Below are 16,374 nucleotides of genomic sequence, written 5' to 3'. Positions count from 1 at the left end.
TGGGATTTGAATGGAACATAACGTTGCCCTGATCACAACGATCGCAGCCGGTTTCGGCCTGGCATTGATTTTTGGTTTCATTGCGGAAAGGCTTAAAACGCCCGCACTGGTTGGTTATTTGCTGGCTGGGATCGCCATCAGCCCGACCACACCCGGATTCGTCGCGGATATCGGCATCGCCTCGCAATTGTCGGAAATCGGTGTAATGCTGTTGATGTTCGGCGTCGGATTGCATTTTTCATTGGATGATTTGCTGTCGGTCAAACGCATCGCAGTACCGGGTGCTATCGTTCAAATGGCCGTTGCGACTGGTCTGGGCATGGTGCTGGCTTCCTGGTGGGATTGGAGTCTGGGCGAGGGATTGGTATTGGGTCTGTCGTTATCCTGCGCCAGCACGGTGGTGTTGCTGAAAGCGCTGGAATCGCGCGGCTTCCTGGAATCGATGAATGGCCGTATTGCGGTCGGCTGGCTGATTGTCGAAGATCTGGTGACGGTGTTGATTCTGGTGCTATTGCCGACATTTGCGACTATGCTGGGCGGAACGAATGAGAATGGCAATCCGGCCGATCCGTTATGGCGCACGATCGGCATCACATTACTGCTGGTTTCCGCTTTTATCGCCTTGATGCTGATCGTCGGCCGCCGCGTCTTACCTTGGCTGTTGTGGCAAGTCGCCCGCACCGGTTCGCGCGAAATGTTCACCTTGGCGGTTGTCGCCGTCGCCATTTGCATCGCTTACGGCGCTGCAATATTGTTCAATGTGTCATTCGCATTGGGCGCTTTTTTTGCCGGCATGGTGATGCGCGAATCCAAATTCAGCCAACGCGCCGCCGAGGAATCGCTACCGCTGCGCGATGCGTTTGCCGTGCTGTTTTTCGTCTCCGTCGGCATGCTGTTCGATCCGGCCGTGCTCATTGAGGAACCGATGCGCGTTCTCGCCGTGGTCGCCATCATCATTGTCGGCAAATCGATGGCTGCGATGCTACTGGTTTTGATCCTGCGTTATCCACTCTATACATCATTGACCGTCGCTGCCAGCCTGGGGCAAATCGGCGAATTTTCCTTCATCCTGGCCGGATTGGGGTTGTCGCTTGGATTGATGCCGCCTGAAGGCATGAGCTTGGTGCTGGCCGGTGCGCTGATTTCGATCGCGTTCAACCCGATTGCTTTTGCCGCAATCACACCGTTCAAAAACTTGATCCTGAAACATTCCGCGCTGGCCCGCAAATATGAGAACCGCGACGATCCGTACGCGGAACTGCCGATGAGCACCGAACGCAAATTTCTCCAAGGCCAGGTTGTGCTGGTGGGTTACGGGCATGTCGGCCAACGGGTCGCGCAGGCGCTCAACGAGAAGAATATTCCGTACATCGTCGCGGAACAGAATCGCGAACTGGTGCAAGACTTACGCAAGCAAGGCACCACTGCAGTATCCGGCGATGCCACCGAACCATCGGTGCTGATACAGGCGCATATCAAGGATGCCGCGATGCTGGTCATCGCCACGCCGGATCTGCTGAATGTGCGGCAAATGATCGATACCGCGCGCATACTGAATCCGGATATCGAAATCGTATTGCGCAGCCGCAGCGAGGACGAAACGATGTTGTTGCGCAAGGATGATATGGGTACGGTATTCTTTGCCGACGAGGAGCTGGCCAAAAGTATGTCGCACCACATCCTGAGCCGCTTTGACGTAAAATCCGAAGCTGCGACTTAATAACCGAACTTCAAATTGCTTTCCCGTGATATGAAGTTTTTATGAGATTTTTGCAATGATTGAACAATTTTATGCCGGCATCGACCAAGACGAAAACGAAGGGCTCACGCATCTAGGCCGCATCGTGCGCGATGCCTGGGTATTCGGTATTTTGCCGGAAACGGAAACCTGCGCGGGCTGGAGCGGTTCGCAAATGCAGACATTGTATGAAAAAGTCCACGCTGCCTGGGAGCCTTATGCCCACTTGCCAAGCCGCTTACCGGATGAACTACGCGCACGTCACATGCGGTTGTATTCCGAAGCGATAACAAAAGCTAAAGCGAAAGGCTGGGATACCAAATTGAAAGATGATGATTAGTTTCTCGCTGGAAAATGGATAATCCGTGCCGCGCCATCCAGCCGGGTTTTATTCACCAGCAACTGCAATGCCGCCGGAAATTCGCTTTGTAAGCGCGTCATCACGGCCGACATGTCTTCGCGGTAATAAACGGCATCGTAGGCGACCGGCTGATCCAGCGCATCGCGATCTTGCCGTTTGAAATTGCGCCACGCGACATCGATCCAGCATTTACGCTCGCCGTCGATGAACACAAACTCTTCGTGGTCGATGATCGCCATGTACTGCATGCTGCGGATAGGCACGAATAAATGCCGGGTGGGACAACGCGATAACAAGGTAATCGCCAGATTGTACGTGCTGGCCGGCAAGTGGCGCGCTTCCCGGCTGATTTCAGGATCTCGGTAACAGGTAATTTCCATGATTCCCTCCGCAAAACATTTTAAAATTACGCCCTGATGGTTTATCGGCTTGCGATTCGGCGGTGAAAACACCACCGGCTTTATGTTACCTAATGCTGCAATGCAAAGAAACTCAATTTATCTAACACCGGTTCATATCGTAAAAATTTTTTCGTTTGTTTTTATTTATTCCGCCAACTACTTTTGATGCGCCCCACCCGTCTTGAGAAACCTGCCGCCACACGCAACAATCTGAGAACCATCGCCGCGTTGCTGCCTTATTTGTGGGAATTCAAAGTACGGGTGATCCTGGCACTCAGTCTGCTGGTATTGGCAAAACTCGCCAATGTTTCGGTGCCGTTGGTGTTGAAGGAAATTGTCGATGCTTTGGATCAACCGCGCGCCGAGTTAGTGTTACCGGTTTTTTTGCTGATTGGTTATGGCGTTTTGCGATTATGCAGCACGTTGTTTGGTGAACTGCGCGACGCAATTTTCGCCAAAGTGACGCAACGTGCGATCCGACGTGTTGCAAATAAAGTATTCAGCCATCTGCATTCGCTGTCGCTGCGTTTTCATCTGGAGCGCCAGACCGGCGGCGTGTCGCGCGACATCGAGCGCGGCACGCGCGGCATTTCCTTTTTGCTGAATTTCATGCTGTTCAATATTCTGCCGACGCTGCTGGAAATCGGGTTGGTACTAGCGATCCTGATCAAGCAATACGATATCCGGTTTTCCATCATCATTTTCCTGACATTGCTGGCGTATATCGTGCTTACGCTGATCGTCACCGAATGGCGCATGATTTTCCGCCGCACGATGAACAATATGGACTCCAAAGCCAATACGCAAGCGATCGATAGCTTATTGAACTATGAAACAGTGAAATACTTCGGCAACGAAGCCTGGGAAGCGCGGCGCTACGACGAGCATTTGCAGTCCTGGGAAATAGCCGCCGTGCGCAACCAGACATCACTGGCCACATTAAACGCCGGGCAAAGCGCAATCATCGCGGTCGGCGTCACCTTGCTGATGCTGCTGGCAGCCGAGCAAGTCATCGACGGCAGTATGACATTGGGCGATCTGGTGCTGATCAATGCCTTTATGCTGCAACTGTACATGCCGCTGCATTTTCTCGGTTTTGTTTACCGCGAAATCAAGCATTCATTGGCCGATATGGAACGCATGTTCACGTTATTGGACGAGCACAAGGAAATCGAAGACAAGCCGGATGCCCAAGCGCTTGATGCCGCTAATGCCACGATCCGGTTCAGTCATGTCGATTTCAGTTATGAGCAGAATCGCCAGATCCTATTCGATGTCAGCTTCGATATTCCCGCCGGGCAGAATATCGCCGTGGTCGGCCACAGCGGTTCCGGCAAATCGACGCTGGCGCGCTTGCTGTTCCGTTTTTACGATGTGCAATCGGGCGGCATTCTGATCAATGATCAGGATATCCGCACCGTCACGCAGCAAAGCCTGCGCGCCGCGATGGGTATCGTGCCGCAAGACACCGTATTGTTCAACGACAGTATTTATTACAACATCGCCTACGGCCGGCCGGATGCCGCGCAAGAGGAAGTGTTTGCCGCCGCTCGCGCCGCGCATATTCATGATTTCATCGAAAGTCTGCCGGAGAAATATGCCACGATTGTCGGTGAGCGCGGCTTGAAGCTATCCGGCGGCGAAAAACAACGCGTCGCCATTGCCCGCACCATTCTGAAGAATCCGGTCATCCTGATTTTCGACGAAGCGACATCGGCGCTCGATTCCAATTCCGAAAAGCGCATTCAAGCGGAGCTGAAACGCATCGCCCGGAACCGCACGGCATTGACCATTGCGCACCGCCTGTCGACAATCGCCGATGCCGATCAGATCCTGGTTATGGATCATGGCCGCATCATCGAGCGCGGCACGCACCCGCAATTGCTGGCAGCCGGCGGCGCGTATGCGCAGATGTGGGAATTGCAACAACAGGAAGAAATCGATCAGCACAAGCGGCAAAACGCCATTTCTACATAATGATCAATCAGTATTCGTGAGAAGATCATCTTTCTCATCAAGGAGGGAACACAGAATTAGGAAAAAACTGCACGTTAGCGTCTATGATAGGCTGACTATCCGAGTTTAATTTTTCTCAGTGGTTCGCAAAGGCCGAAATTGCCCGTCATCGTTTTTTCTATTTTGTCTCCAAACATAATCGCCAATCAGGTTGATATGTTCCCAACCAAGCGGGGATAGATATTGCAACAGTGTATCGTCAACATATTTACCTTGTGTTCTTTGTGACTCGATAGTTTTTCAAGATAGATCGTGTTCCATAACACTATCGCAGCAGTCACCAGATTGAGGCCACTGGCTCGATAGCGTTGCTGCTCGAAACTTCGGTCGCGGATTTCTCCCAGCCTATTAAAAAACACCGCTCTGGCCAAAGCGTTGCGAGCCTCACCTTTATTTAACCCGGCATGAACGCAGCGACGTAATTCAACATTTTGTAGCCAATCTAAAATGAACAGGGAACGTTCAATTCGGCCCAGTTCGTGCAATGCAATGGCAAGCCTACTCTGTTGAATACTACTCATGGGATTACTCCTTTGCGCTTGCGCGCATGGTTGATAAAGTTTCGCACCTCTATCAAACCGGGTAATCCCACCCTTTGGCAAGACCCTTCTGTCAGATCAAATCTGCGGCCTGTTGAAAAAGCTGGTTATATGCCAAGGCGGGTTTATAAAGAAAAGTTCTGGGCATGTGCTTAAAGTAGAACGGATAATTTTGTGGATTCAATATTTCTTTTCTGAGATACGGATATCTTCCTAAGTCCCTATAAATATCAAGTAATTGTTTAATGATTCGCTTGATATTCTGCGCCATTGCAGTCATCAGAGCTTGAATCGATACTTTCTGTAATCCCCGATAACGGGCGCGCCTTAGTCCGTGGAATTGTTTGGCTTCAGCGAATAATCCTTCTATCGTCCATTTGCGCAGTATCATCTTGGAGATAAAAGCTCTGGTTTCTTGCCGTGCACGAACCTTATCGATTTCATGCTGATGCGGACTTCGATAGACAAACCGGGCTCTGCTTTTGGCTGAGTCGGGTAAGCAATCTGCTCGCTTGCTGCATTGGCGACAGTACCCGCCAGTGATTCGGTATCGTTTGATCAGCTCATTATCCAATTTTTCATAAGGGTAGAGAAAATACTCTTCTGGACATTGGTATCGATCAGTTTGACTGTGATACTTGAACGTAGTCAGCGTAAGTTTGCCTTTACCCAGGCGGGCATCGTGCAGTGGTATATAAGTGCGTATCTTGCGTTGCCTGAATGCACTATAAGTCGGCCCTCGGCCATACCCACGATCAGCAATCACTTCTTGAACATCAAAGACCATCTCATCACATAAATAGTCGATTCTGGCAGGAAGGACAAGAAAAGACTTTATCAAGCGCAATTCTCCGGCTTGGATAGTTTGCTCCTGTAAGTCAGGGCTAAAACCTATCACAATTTCTAAATTGTCGGGTTCGTTCACGCATTATGGCACCTCCTTTTTTGCATGATCTATTCCTGCCCTTTCCTGCTTCCGATCTGCCTTGCCAGTTCCTTTTTCAATCCATTCTTGCCGAAGATGTTGAGATAAATTTTACGAAATGCTTCAAACTGCGATTGCGGCAAAGAGCTTTGCGCCAGTAACAGTGCTTCATTTTTGCTTTGGTCAAGCGCTTTCAGAATCGCTTGCAGCGCTACCATTTGCCAAGCCTCATTTCTGTCACGCGCTCTTCAACGTCAAATGACCAAGACAAGGGGTTATGAACATGCCGGACAACCATGCTCAGGAGTGCTTGCGCTTCCGTAACGGAAATCTTGTCTTTGCCGTGCTGTAAACATTAAATGGCTGCCATGCGCTTGAGATAGCCATATACGCTGATGGCGATGCGCATCTTGCGCTCTTCAAGTAGCGCATTCATGTCCAGATCGTTTAAAGTCTCTAATCCTTCCAGGATCTCGATTCTTGCAACTTGCTCTATAAATCTTGCCATAGCGGATGCACCGCCCAGCGGGAAGGTTACTGTCATCTTCCTTGATGCGCAGCGTGGTATGCTCATTGACCAAAAGTTGTAACAGTTTGCCTTGGCGCTGTTGAAAGTCATCAAAGTGTTGATACCGGTTTAAAATTGACCAGCCATTACGATTGAAAAATGACCAGGGGAAAATAGAGCGCAGGATAATGCGCATCTGTGGATAAGTGGTTGCCCCAAAACTCCGTAAACCAATGGGTTACAATCGCTTTATTCGCTTCTGACATTATCATTCTCCAAATAAGATAAGGTTGCCGGGATAACTTGAATCGACGAAGGCAACCGGAGCCGCCGAGTCAACCGCCATACTAGCCGGGACTACAGCAAAGCAAACTCCGACTTGCGATTAAAATTAGATTATTGTTAAATTTAATATTGTTTCTTGCCGTTATGTAGCAGAAAAATATAGATAAAAATTACAAAACTCTACTTAATCGGCCTGCTCATTTCTGCATTATACTTCGTGAATAATAATGAATGTCGCGACATTTAAGTAATCAACAATACCTGTTATGAGTCGAATCCCCAAAATACTTAAACAAACTCGACCAAATTCTAGAAACGTTTTTGGCTACCGATCAGAATTGCCTAAGAAAGTGGTTATGGATTCAAATCGTATTGACCTTGCTAGCAAATATTTCGTGACCGACCTTCCGGGAGCGGTTGTCCCAGCGACTCGTCTGAACAATATTATCGAAAACTTAGAGCAAGGCCGTCCGCTTGCATTGGACGCAGCGATGTACTTGCAGCAACAAGGGCTTTTTAATCTGACCCGGCTTGCACGGGGTGAAATCAACTATGAAACGTTCCGTAAGAGTGCAGCCCAAGAGCAGGTTGCTCGTGAGCATGCCTTCAAAGTTGAAAAACAAAAAGAAGAAACCGCACGGTTGCGGATGATCGAAGAAGCAAAGGCCCGAGAGGCTATTCGCCAAGCCAATTATGAGCGCAAACGGTGGAAGCGTGAGAGCGATCCAAAGTACATAGCCAAAATAAAAAACCAAATGCTTCGACGGCGTTACGGCCTTGATCAGTCCATCGAAAAAGAGTTTTTTGCGCGTCTGATGGGTATTCTTCATCGCCTCGACGGTGGCAATCGCCTCGCAGACGATGACATTGTTTGGCTTACCACAGATGGCGAAGAATACTACACAGAGAGTCTTCAAGCGGCCTTTCATGAGCGAGAAGCCGAGTTCTATGCGGCCGAGTACAAGCGGACGAATGACTTATGGAACACGGTTAATGCAAGTGGCCACTACCGAAAGTGCAACCAATCCAAAAAAGCCCATGAATTACTGAACTCGATTCCTGCCGCGCGCAGAATAGCCCCCAAACTGAATTCCGCTATTTGCACAACTCATGGCGGTGTGATGCGGGATTTGAATCGCTTTGATGAAGCATTAAAATTTGGCGAGCAGGCGCATGCTTTGACACCGAAGGATTTCCGACCTTGTACCTTATTGGGCGCTGTAAATATCGAGATGGGAAATTACAGCGCCGGGTCAGAATGGTATAAGAAGGCGAAAGAACTTGGAGCCAGTGAGCGGTCGATTGATCGTGATTTGCGTGGAATCATACTGCGTGCGGACGAGACCAAACGCCAGGAGATAAAAGCATTCCTGCTTCGTGAAAATCCAAGCCGGTACAAATGGGTACATAATCTACGGTAATTCGTAGGCAGCGGCAGTGTGCAAGAAATTACACGAGTATTCATGTTTGACTCTCCCGCCGTAACAGCTCGGCTTTGCGCTCAACTCCCCAACGATAACCGGATAAACTGCCGTCCGAGCGGACGACCCGGTGACAAGGAATCGCCACCGCCAACGTATTGGCCGCACAAGCACCGGCGACTGCCCGCACCGCTTTGGGTGCGCCGATACGTTGAGCAATCTCCGTGTAGCTCACTTTTTCGCCAACCGGGATTTGCCTCAAGGTCTGCCAAACCCGTTGTTGAAAGGCGGTGCCGCGCATATCTAATGGCAAATCCAGACCGATGACCGGGGCTTCGACAAAACCGACTACTTTTGCGACCCATTGCTCAAACTCATGATCGCCGCCGATCAATTCGGCCTGAGGGAAACGGTCTTGTAACTCCCGAGCCAGGCGGTCTGGATCGTCGCCCAAAGCAATGGCGCAAATCCCGATTTCGCTGGCTGCTACCAGAATAGAACCGAGTGAGCATTCGCCCAATGCAAAGCGAATCCGGCGATTCGTGCCGCCGGCACGATAGTCGGATGGCGTCATACCTAAATACCTAACAGTTGTGGCGATTGTTCATAAAACGGCTGTTGGAGTTGTAACCGGCATCGTAGATAGCAGCGGTTACCGACTGACTGTTCGCTAATTGGCTCCTGATTCGATTGCTGCGCTGAGCCGCCGCATAGGCTTTCGGTGTCAAACCGGTGATTGCTTTAAAAATCCGGTGGAAATGAAAAGCACTCGGCCCGGCAATAGCCGCCAACTCGGCAAGACTGGGCTCGGTTTCCGCCGTTTCCAGCAAACGGCAGATTTCGGTGACTTTATCGGCGTGTTGTTTATGCAAGGATAGCTGATCCGGTTTACAGCGCCGACAGGGGCGGAATCCAGCAGATTCCGCCTCTTTCCGGGTAAGATGGAACTGCACATTTTCCGGTTTGGCGGTACGAGCCGGACAGGACGGACGGCAATAGACGCCGGTGGTTTTAACCGAATAGAAAAAGCGGCCATCGGCAGCTGGATCGCGAGCCAGCACGGCTTGCCAACGCGGATCGTTCTCTGTTGGCAAAGCGTCAGTTTTAGTCGGGTTCGGTATGTTGACTCCTGTTTTCGTTGATTCACGCCGCAAATTTACGTAAATCGCCGCTTTCGAACACTCCGAGTCTTGCTTTCAAATTTGAATTAGCTCTTTATCAGAATAAGTGCAGCATTACTTAACTGTCTAAAATGTTATAACATTGGTCGTTCGACGGTGTACAAATTTCTTAAAGACTCAGGAATTAATATTCAGCGGTAACGCGAATATCAGTTACATCCATCATCGATAATAGTCAGCCTATCATAGACGCTAACGTGCAGTTTTTTCCTAATTCTGTGTTCCCCTCATAAATAGCAGTATCCGCATGAACAACTTACATCTTGTTTCTGCGAAGAGAATTCAGCAGCAATAAAAGAAGCTGAAAATACCGGGAAAAAACCGACCTTATCCTCAAGAATGAATTGCGTCACGGTGTGCTAACTTCTCACTCCAAGAATTTGCCATCAAAAGTTGCGTAATTACATTCGAGGGAGTCATCGCAATGCTTGTATCCGTTGGTTATCTCATCATCATCATTTCTGTCTTCGGCGGTTTTGCACTGGCGGGCGGACATCTTGCTTCGCTGTGGCAACCGGTCGAGTTGCTTATGATCGGTGGCGCCGCAATCGGTGCGTTTGTCGTCGGCAATTCGAGCAAAGCGCTCAAAGCCACGATGAAAGCGTTACCGACCGTTTTCAAAGGCTCCAAATACACCAAAGCGTTGTACATGGATTTGATGACGTTGCTGTACGAAGTGCTCAGCAAAATCCGCAAAGAAGGGTTGATGTCGATCGAAGGCGATGTCGACGATCCCGCCAACAGTCCGATTTTCACCAAATACCCGGATATCCTGGCCGATCACCATATCACCGAATTCATCACCGACTATTTGCGCTTGATGGTGGGCGGCAACCTCAATTCGCTCGAAATAGAAAGCCTGATGGACAGTGAATTGGAAACGCATCATCAGGAAGGCGAAGTACCGATTCATGTGGTCGCCAAACTCGGCGACGGATTACCGGCTTTCGGTATTGTCGCTGCGGTCATGGGCGTGGTGCACACCATGGAATCGGTGCATCTTCCCCCCGCAGAGCTGGGTATTCTGATCGCCGCCGCGCTGGTCGGTACATTCTTGGGAATTTTATTGGCGTATGGATTCGTCGGTCCGCTGGCGAACAAGCTAGAACATAATCTTCATGAATCCAGCAAGATGTTCGAGTGTATCAAAATCACATTACTGGCCAATTTGAACGGTTATTCGCCTGTTCTGGCAGTTGAATTCGGTCGCAAAGTGCTATTCACGACCGAAAGACCGTCTTTCCTGGAATTGGAAGAGCATGTCAAACAAAGCAAATCAAAATAATTGCTGCACAATCGTCCTTCACTTGAACTGCGAGAACCATTATGGCTGATGATCTTTCCCAACGCCCGATAGTCATCAAGCGAGTCAAGAAAGTCGCTGGCGGGCACCATGGCGGCGCCTGGAAAATTGCTTACGCTGACTTCGTGACCGCCATGATGGCGTTCTTTCTGCTTATGTGGCTGCTGGGGTCGTCGACCAAAAGTCAATTGGAAGGTATCTCGGAGTATTTCAAAACACCGCTGAAAGTCGCCATGATGGGCGGATCATCCATCGGCGAAACCAGCAGCGTGCTGAAAGGCGGCGGCACCGATCTCACGCGCCAGCACGGCGAAGTGAAGAAAGGCGAGATTAAGGACGACATAAAAGCCAAGAAAATCATCAAGGAACGCATTGAGCGTGTCAAATTGGAAGGGTTGAAGAAAAAAATCGAGGAAGCGATCGAAAACAATCCTTCGTTGAAAAAGTTCTCCAACCAGCTGTTGCTCGATATCACTTCGGATGGATTGCGGATTCAAATTGTCGACGAGCAGAACCGCCCAATGTTTGCGCTCGGCAAAGCGGAATTGCAACCATACACGAAAACCATTCTGCGCGAGATCGGCAAAATGCTGAATGATGTCGACAACAAAATCAGCTTGTCCGGTCATACCGACGGCAAACCGTTCCCGTCCGGCGACAAAGGTTACAGCAACTGGGAATTATCGGCAGACCGTGCAAATGCTTCGCGCCGTGAATTGATCATCGGCGGCATGGATACCAACAAAGTGTTGCAAGTGATCGGTTTGTCTTCCGCTGTGCTGTTCGACAAGAGTGAGCCGCTCAATCCGATCAACCGCCGTATCAGCATCGTGGTCATGAACGAAAGAGCCGAGAAAGCCGTCACGATGGATGATCAGACGATCGATATCGATATGCAGGCTGAGCCGGATAGCGAAATGTTGCGAAATCCTTAATTCATTGAGCGGCCGGCCATGTTAAAAAGAATTCATCCCGGTATTATTGCACTGCTTATTCAGATCGTTACTATCTTGCTGGTTTACGCAATCATCGTCTCGCAGGCGACGATCGGGTTGAGCTTATTCGAATGGAGTCTGCTGCAAGGATTGGCGGCGGGATTATTCAGTTATGCGCTGCGCATGCCGGTGTGGTGGATGCCGATCCATTTCGCCTTTATCCCGCTGGTTGTCGTTGCATTGGCATTGAATATTTCCTCAACAGCGTGCCTGGTGCTTTTTCTCGGTCTATGGCTGATCTATGGCAAAACTTATAAAACTCAAGTACCGCTATATCTCTCCAGCAACCGGGTGACTCAGGTGCTGCAATCGCTATTACCGGAAAGCAACCGGTTTTCTTTTGTCGATTTGGGCAGCGGATGCGGCGGTTTGTTAAGTCATCTGGCGCAGAAAAACCGCAATGGTGTGTTTCACGGTATTGAAGCGGCGCCCCTGCCCTTCCTGATCAGTAAATTAAGAAGTCTGTTTGGCGCTAAAAATTGCGCAGTAACCTGGGGAGATTTCTGGCAGCAGGATTTTTCACAGTACGATGTCGTTTATGCCTACTTATCGCCGGTGCCGATGGCGGCGCTGTGGGAAAAGGCTTGCAAGGAAATGCGTCCGGGCAGTTTGTTGATCAGTAATACGTTCATCATTCCCGGTGTTGCCGCGAACCAAAGTATCAAACTCGATGATTTTTCCAATTCCACGCTTTATCTGTGGAAAATTTAGTTTAATAGGATCGTTCGCTAAGCGCGCCGCCAAGCCGTTCCCTGCGAGCTGTCTTCCAAGATGATGCCCTGTTGCTGAAGATTTTTACGAATCGCATCGGCATCCGAATAGCGGCCTTCTTTACGCGCGCTGATGCGCTGCTGAATCAACTGTTCGATATCATCCGCAGTCAACGTATCCGATGCACCAGTGGCCGGTGTATTTTGCAAATACGCTTGCGGATTTTGCTGCAAAAGACCAAGTAAACCGCCCAGCGTTTTAAGCAAACCGGCATTCTCCTTCGAGCCCGTTTTATTGATGTCGCTTGCCAACTCAAACAAAACGGCGATAGCATCCGGTGTGTTGAAGTCATCGTTCATGGCGTCTTTAAATTTGCGCGCCTGGGGGTTGTGCCAATCGATAGCGGCAGCTGAGTCCGGTTCGACGTCCTTTAGCGCAATGTATAAACGATCCAGTGCAAGCTTGGTGTCTTTGAGATGCTGATCGGAATAATTCAATGGGCTGCGATAATGCGCGCGCAGAATAAAGAAGCGCACGACTTCGGGTTGGTAGAGTTTCAGAATCTCGCGGACGGTGAAAAAATTGCCTAACGATTTCGACATCTTTTCATTGTCGACGCGTACAAAACCGTTGTGCATCCAATAATTGACAAAAGGATGATCATGCGCGCCTTCGCTTTGCGCGATTTCATTTTCATGATGGGGAAATTGCAAGTCCTGTCCGCCGCCGTGAATATCGAAATGAATACCTAACAACTGTTCGCTCATGGCCGAGCATTCGATATGCCAGCCCGGACGTCCCCTGCCCCAAGGAGATTCCCAAAACGGTTCGCCCGGTTTTGCCGATTTCCACAGCACAAAATCCAGCGGGTCTTTTTTGTTAGAATCGATTTCCACGCGCTCACCGGCACGCAAGTCGCTTAACGATTTACCGGAAAGTTTTCCGTAACTGGGGAAATCATGTACGGAATAATACACATCGCCATTTTTCGCCTGATACGCAAGATTCTTTCCAACCAGCTTGCCGATCATGGCGATCATGTGCTCGACGTAGCCGGTTGCGCGCGGTTCATGATTCGGTAATGCGACACCCAATGCAGTGGAATCCTCGTTCATCGCTTGAATGAAGCGCTGCGTCAGCGCTTCGATCGGCTCGTTATTTTCCTGTGCGCGCTTGATAATTTTGTCATCGATGTCGGTTACGTTGCGCACGTAATGAACTTCAAAATCATTGGCTTTGAACCAACGGACAACCGTATCGAAAACCACCAGAACCCGCGCATGACCCAAATGACAATAATCGTAAACGGTCATGCCGCAGACATAAATTTTTATCTTTCCAGGTGTTATTGGAATGAAATCTTGTTTTTCCCGGGCAATCGAGTTATAAATTTTAAGCATAAGGTCAACAGATAAAATTGTGCAATCAGCTTTCTTCTTGATAGAATCCGGTCATTTCCGCGCTATTCGAATAGCCTGCGAGTATAACATAACCAAGGCGCCAAGCCCTTATCCACCAACCAATTAGGACACTTAATCATGCATCTGCGTCAGACTTTGATTTTTCTATTGCTAGCTTCGATCAGTTTGAATATTTATGCCGCAGAACTTCGGGTTGAAATGAAAACCAATCTCGGTAGTATCGTGCTCGAACTGTATCCGGATAAAGCGCCCGAGACTGTGAAGAATTTCTTGCAATACGTGGACGAAGGATTTTACAAAAATACCGTATTTCACCGCGTCATTGCCGGATTCATGATTCAAGGCGGCGGATTTGACGCAGCATTAAAGCAGAAGCCGGCACGGTCGCCGATCCAGAATGAAGCCGCCAATGGCTTAAAAAACGAAACCGGAACCATTGCGATGGCACGTACTTCGGATCCGCATTCGGCATCGGCGCAGTTTTTTATCAATGTCGCCAACAATGCGTTCCTCAATTACAAAGCTCCGTCACCAAGCGGTTACGGCTACGCGGTATTCGGTAAGGTGGTTGCCGGCATTGATGTGGTCAACAAAATCGCTGCGCTGCCGACCGGATCGGGCGGTCCATTTTCCGGGGATGTACCGAAAAGCAGCGTTATTATTGAAGATGTCGTAAAACTGCCGTAGAGAAACTCTATTCGGATTTTTCTTAAAAATACGCAATCACAAGAATCTAATAATTTATATAGGATGGATATGGTCGAACTACAAACCAATTTTGGCATTATCAAGCTTGAACTTGACAGCGAGAAAGCACCCGAAACCGTGCAGAATTTTTTAAATTACGTGACCAGTGGGTTCTATGACAACACGTTATTTCATCGTGTTATTGACGATTTCATGATTCAAGGCGGCGGATTTGAACCCGGTATGAAGCAAAAAAAGGCGCGAGCACCGATTCATAATGAAGCTGCCAATGGGCTTAAAAATGAAGCCTATACCATCGCGATGGCACGCACTGCCGATGTTCATTCGGCAACCGCGCAATTCTTTATTAACGTGACCAATAATGGGTTTCTGAATTACAAATCGGCAACACCGCAAGGTTATGGTTATTGCGTATTCGGCAAAGTAATTGAAGGTCAGGATGTGATCGATAAAATCAAGAAGGTCAAAACCGGTGATTATACCGGCCACCAAAACGTGCCGCTGGAAGACGTCGTTATTCTGAAGGCCGAAGTTATTTAAGGAAACACTTGCAACGTAAAAATCACGGCAGTGATTCCGCAACTCGATCGGTCAATTTTATGATAATCCGCGCTGCAAATCGGCTTGCAGATCTTGCACCGCTTCCAATCCGACCGCAATCCGCAACAATCCATCGGAGATCCCCGCAGCATCCCGGGCTTCTTGACTGATGCGCGCATGAGTTGTGGTCGCCGGATGTGTCAATGTGCTTTTGGCATCGCCGAGATTGGCGGTAATCGAGATTAAGCGTGTCGAATCAATGACACGCCAAGCCGCTTCTTTGCCGCCTTTTACTTCGAATGTGACAATTCCGCCGCCGGATTTTTGCTGATGTTTTGCCAATGTATGTTGCGGATGCGATACCAAACCAGGATAAAAAACACGCGCCACATTCGGCTGTGATTCAAGCCATTGCGCCATTTGCAGCGCATTGGCGGAGTGTGCTTCGATGCGCACCTTGAGCGTTTCCAAGCCTTTCAATATCACCCAGGCGTTAAATGCACTCAGTGTCGGTCCGGCCGTGCGCAGAAATCCAAAAATCCCGCCATCCATCAGCAATTCCCGCTTGCCGAGCACAGCACCGCCCAATACCCGGCCCTGCCCGTCCAAATATTTGGTCGCGGAATGAATGACGATATCCGCGCCCAATTCAAGTGGCTTCTGCAAAATAGGGGTGCAAAAACAATTATCGACAACCAGCCAAATACCTGCTTTCTTGGCAATCTTGCTGAGTTCTGCAATATCGGAAATTTCCGTTAACGGATTGGACGGTGTTTCCAGAAAAAACAACTTGGTATTGGGTTGTATCGCCGCTTGCCATGATTGCACATCCGTTGCCGATACAAATGTCGTATCGACATTGAAACGCTTCAGAATGTTGTTGAACAAATTCACCGTTGCGCCAAACAAGCTGCGCGATGCGACAATATGATCGCCAGCGGACAGCAGTCCCATCACGCACGCCAAGATCGCCGACATGCCGGAAGAAGTCGCAACACAAGCTTCTGCACCTTCCAATACGGCCAACCGCTCTTCGAATGCCGTGACGGTGGGGTTGGTAAACCGGGAGTAGATATTGCCCGGCTCATTACCGGAGAAACGCGCAGCAGCCTGTGCGGCACTATCAAAAACGAAACTTGACGTCAGGTACATCGCTTCGGAATGTTCGTTGAATTGACTGCGATGAATCCCCGTATGAAGCGCGAGTGTTTCTGGCTGCAAATGATCGAACATAGAATGAAACCTTAAGTGAAAACGATCGTTTTAACGACCTGGAAAGTTTATTATGAGCAAAAAGTGAATAACGCGCTTAAAATGACAG

Annotated in this window: 15 protein-coding genes and 2 pseudogenes; 9 read left to right on the top strand and 8 right to left on the bottom strand. The window is 49.3% G+C overall.

The window, feature by feature from the left end; all coding sequences use genetic code 11:
• Positions 1 to 10 precede the first annotated feature (10 nt).
• Both HRU78_07600 and HRU78_07595 read left to right on the top strand, forming a co-directional pair.
• Positions 11 to 1,720 (top strand): Kef family K(+) transporter, encoded by a 1,710-nt coding sequence (locus tag HRU78_07600; GenBank protein ID QOJ23527.1) that lies wholly within the window; start codon positions 11 to 13, stop codon positions 1,718 to 1,720.
• A gap of 55 nt (positions 1,721 to 1,775) precedes the next feature.
• Complete coding sequence (locus HRU78_07595; GenBank protein ID QOJ23526.1) at positions 1,776 to 2,078, top strand: hypothetical protein; 303 nt, start codon at positions 1,776 to 1,778, stop codon at positions 2,076 to 2,078.
• Here HRU78_07595 and HRU78_07590 read toward each other — a convergent pair.
• Positions 2,075 to 2,479, bottom strand: coding sequence for a hypothetical protein (locus tag HRU78_07590; GenBank protein QOJ23525.1), 405 nt, complete (start codon positions 2,477 to 2,479; stop codon positions 2,075 to 2,077). The two genes, HRU78_07595 and HRU78_07590, sit on opposite strands and share 4 nt — an antisense overlap.
• A 186-nt stretch (positions 2,480 to 2,665) precedes the next feature.
• Between HRU78_07590 and HRU78_07585 the strand changes: the two genes are divergently transcribed.
• Positions 2,666 to 4,477 carry an ABC transporter ATP-binding protein/permease gene (locus HRU78_07585; GenBank protein QOJ23524.1) on the top strand — a complete coding sequence of 604 codons (1,812 nt, stop codon included), beginning with the start codon at positions 2,666 to 2,668 and terminating at the stop codon, positions 4,475 to 4,477.
• A gap of 105 nt (positions 4,478 to 4,582) precedes the next feature.
• Here the strand turns inward: HRU78_07585 and HRU78_07580 are convergent.
• From HRU78_07580 to HRU78_07565, 4 genes and pseudogenes are all read right to left on the bottom strand, one after another.
• Positions 4,583 to 5,025 (bottom strand): annotated as a pseudogene (locus tag HRU78_07580) (Tn3 family transposase).
• A 103-nt stretch (positions 5,026 to 5,128) separates the two neighbouring features.
• Entirely contained in the window at positions 5,129 to 5,980 is an 852-nt protein-coding gene (locus tag HRU78_07575) for a transposase (GenBank protein QOJ23523.1), read from the bottom strand.
• A 29-nt stretch (positions 5,981 to 6,009) separates the two neighbouring features.
• Positions 6,010 to 6,198: a hypothetical protein gene (locus HRU78_07570; GenBank protein ID QOJ23522.1), complete on the bottom strand. Its 189-nt coding sequence runs from the start codon at positions 6,196 to 6,198 to the stop codon at positions 6,010 to 6,012.
• 137 nt (positions 6,199 to 6,335) lie between these two features.
• Complete coding sequence (locus HRU78_07565) at positions 6,336 to 6,524, bottom strand: hypothetical protein (GenBank protein ID QOJ23521.1); 189 nt, start codon at positions 6,522 to 6,524, stop codon at positions 6,336 to 6,338.
• A 515-nt stretch (positions 6,525 to 7,039) separates the two neighbouring features.
• Between HRU78_07565 and HRU78_07560 the strand changes: the two genes are divergently transcribed.
• Positions 7,040 to 8,194: a hypothetical protein gene (locus HRU78_07560; GenBank protein QOJ23520.1), complete on the top strand. Its 1,155-nt coding sequence runs from the start codon at positions 7,040 to 7,042 to the stop codon at positions 8,192 to 8,194.
• Between the two features lie 40 nt (positions 8,195 to 8,234).
• Here the strand turns inward: HRU78_07560 and ada are convergent.
• A pseudogene (gene ada, locus HRU78_07555) lies at positions 8,235 to 9,315 on the bottom strand (bifunctional DNA-binding transcriptional regulator/O6-methylguanine-DNA methyltransferase Ada).
• 484 nt (positions 9,316 to 9,799) lie between these two features.
• Here ada and motA point away from each other — a divergent pair.
• The 3 genes from motA to HRU78_07540 are packed head-to-tail and all read left to right on the top strand — an operon-like array spanning position 9,800 to position 12,384.
• The gene (gene motA / locus HRU78_07550) at positions 9,800 to 10,660 is read left to right on the top strand and encodes a flagellar motor stator protein MotA (protein ID QOJ23519.1); all 861 of its coding nucleotides are present in this window, start codon (positions 9,800 to 9,802) and stop codon (positions 10,658 to 10,660) included.
• Positions 10,661 to 10,701: 41 nt separating this feature from the next.
• Positions 10,702 to 11,613 carry a flagellar motor protein MotB gene (motB, locus tag HRU78_07545; protein QOJ23518.1) on the top strand — a complete coding sequence of 304 codons (912 nt, stop codon included), beginning with the start codon at positions 10,702 to 10,704 and terminating at the stop codon, positions 11,611 to 11,613.
• Positions 11,614 to 11,631: 18 nt separating this feature from the next.
• On the top strand, positions 11,632 to 12,384 hold the full coding sequence (locus tag HRU78_07540; protein ID QOJ23517.1) for a class I SAM-dependent methyltransferase: 753 nt from the start codon (positions 11,632 to 11,634) through the stop codon (positions 12,382 to 12,384).
• 17 nt (positions 12,385 to 12,401) lie between these two features.
• On the opposite strand, the gene HRU78_07535 is transcribed toward HRU78_07540, so the two are convergent.
• Positions 12,402 to 13,784 carry a cysteine--tRNA ligase gene (locus tag HRU78_07535; protein ID QOJ23516.1) on the bottom strand — a complete coding sequence of 461 codons (1,383 nt, stop codon included), beginning with the start codon at positions 13,782 to 13,784 and terminating at the stop codon, positions 12,402 to 12,404.
• Between the two features lie 138 nt (positions 13,785 to 13,922).
• Between HRU78_07535 and HRU78_07530 the strand changes: the two genes are divergently transcribed.
• On the top strand, positions 13,923 to 14,492 hold the full coding sequence (locus HRU78_07530) for a peptidyl-prolyl cis-trans isomerase (GenBank protein QOJ23515.1): 570 nt from the start codon (positions 13,923 to 13,925) through the stop codon (positions 14,490 to 14,492).
• A gap of 69 nt (positions 14,493 to 14,561) precedes the next feature.
• Positions 14,562 to 15,053 (top strand): peptidyl-prolyl cis-trans isomerase, encoded by a 492-nt coding sequence (locus HRU78_07525; GenBank protein ID QOJ23514.1) that lies wholly within the window; start codon positions 14,562 to 14,564, stop codon positions 15,051 to 15,053.
• Between the two features lie 57 nt (positions 15,054 to 15,110).
• Here the strand turns inward: HRU78_07525 and HRU78_07520 are convergent, their stop codons facing one another.
• Positions 15,111 to 16,286: an O-succinylhomoserine sulfhydrylase gene (locus HRU78_07520; GenBank protein ID QOJ23513.1), complete on the bottom strand. Its 1,176-nt coding sequence runs from the start codon at positions 16,284 to 16,286 to the stop codon at positions 15,111 to 15,113.
• Between the last annotated feature and the right edge of the window lie 88 nt (positions 16,287 to 16,374).

It is taken from the genome of Gammaproteobacteria bacterium (assembly GCA_015709635.1).
Lineage (GTDB): Bacteria > Pseudomonadota > Gammaproteobacteria > Burkholderiales > Nitrosomonadaceae > Nitrosomonas.
Note: the sequence above shows the minus strand (reverse complement) of the source record. Positions and strands in the feature narration are given on the sequence as shown.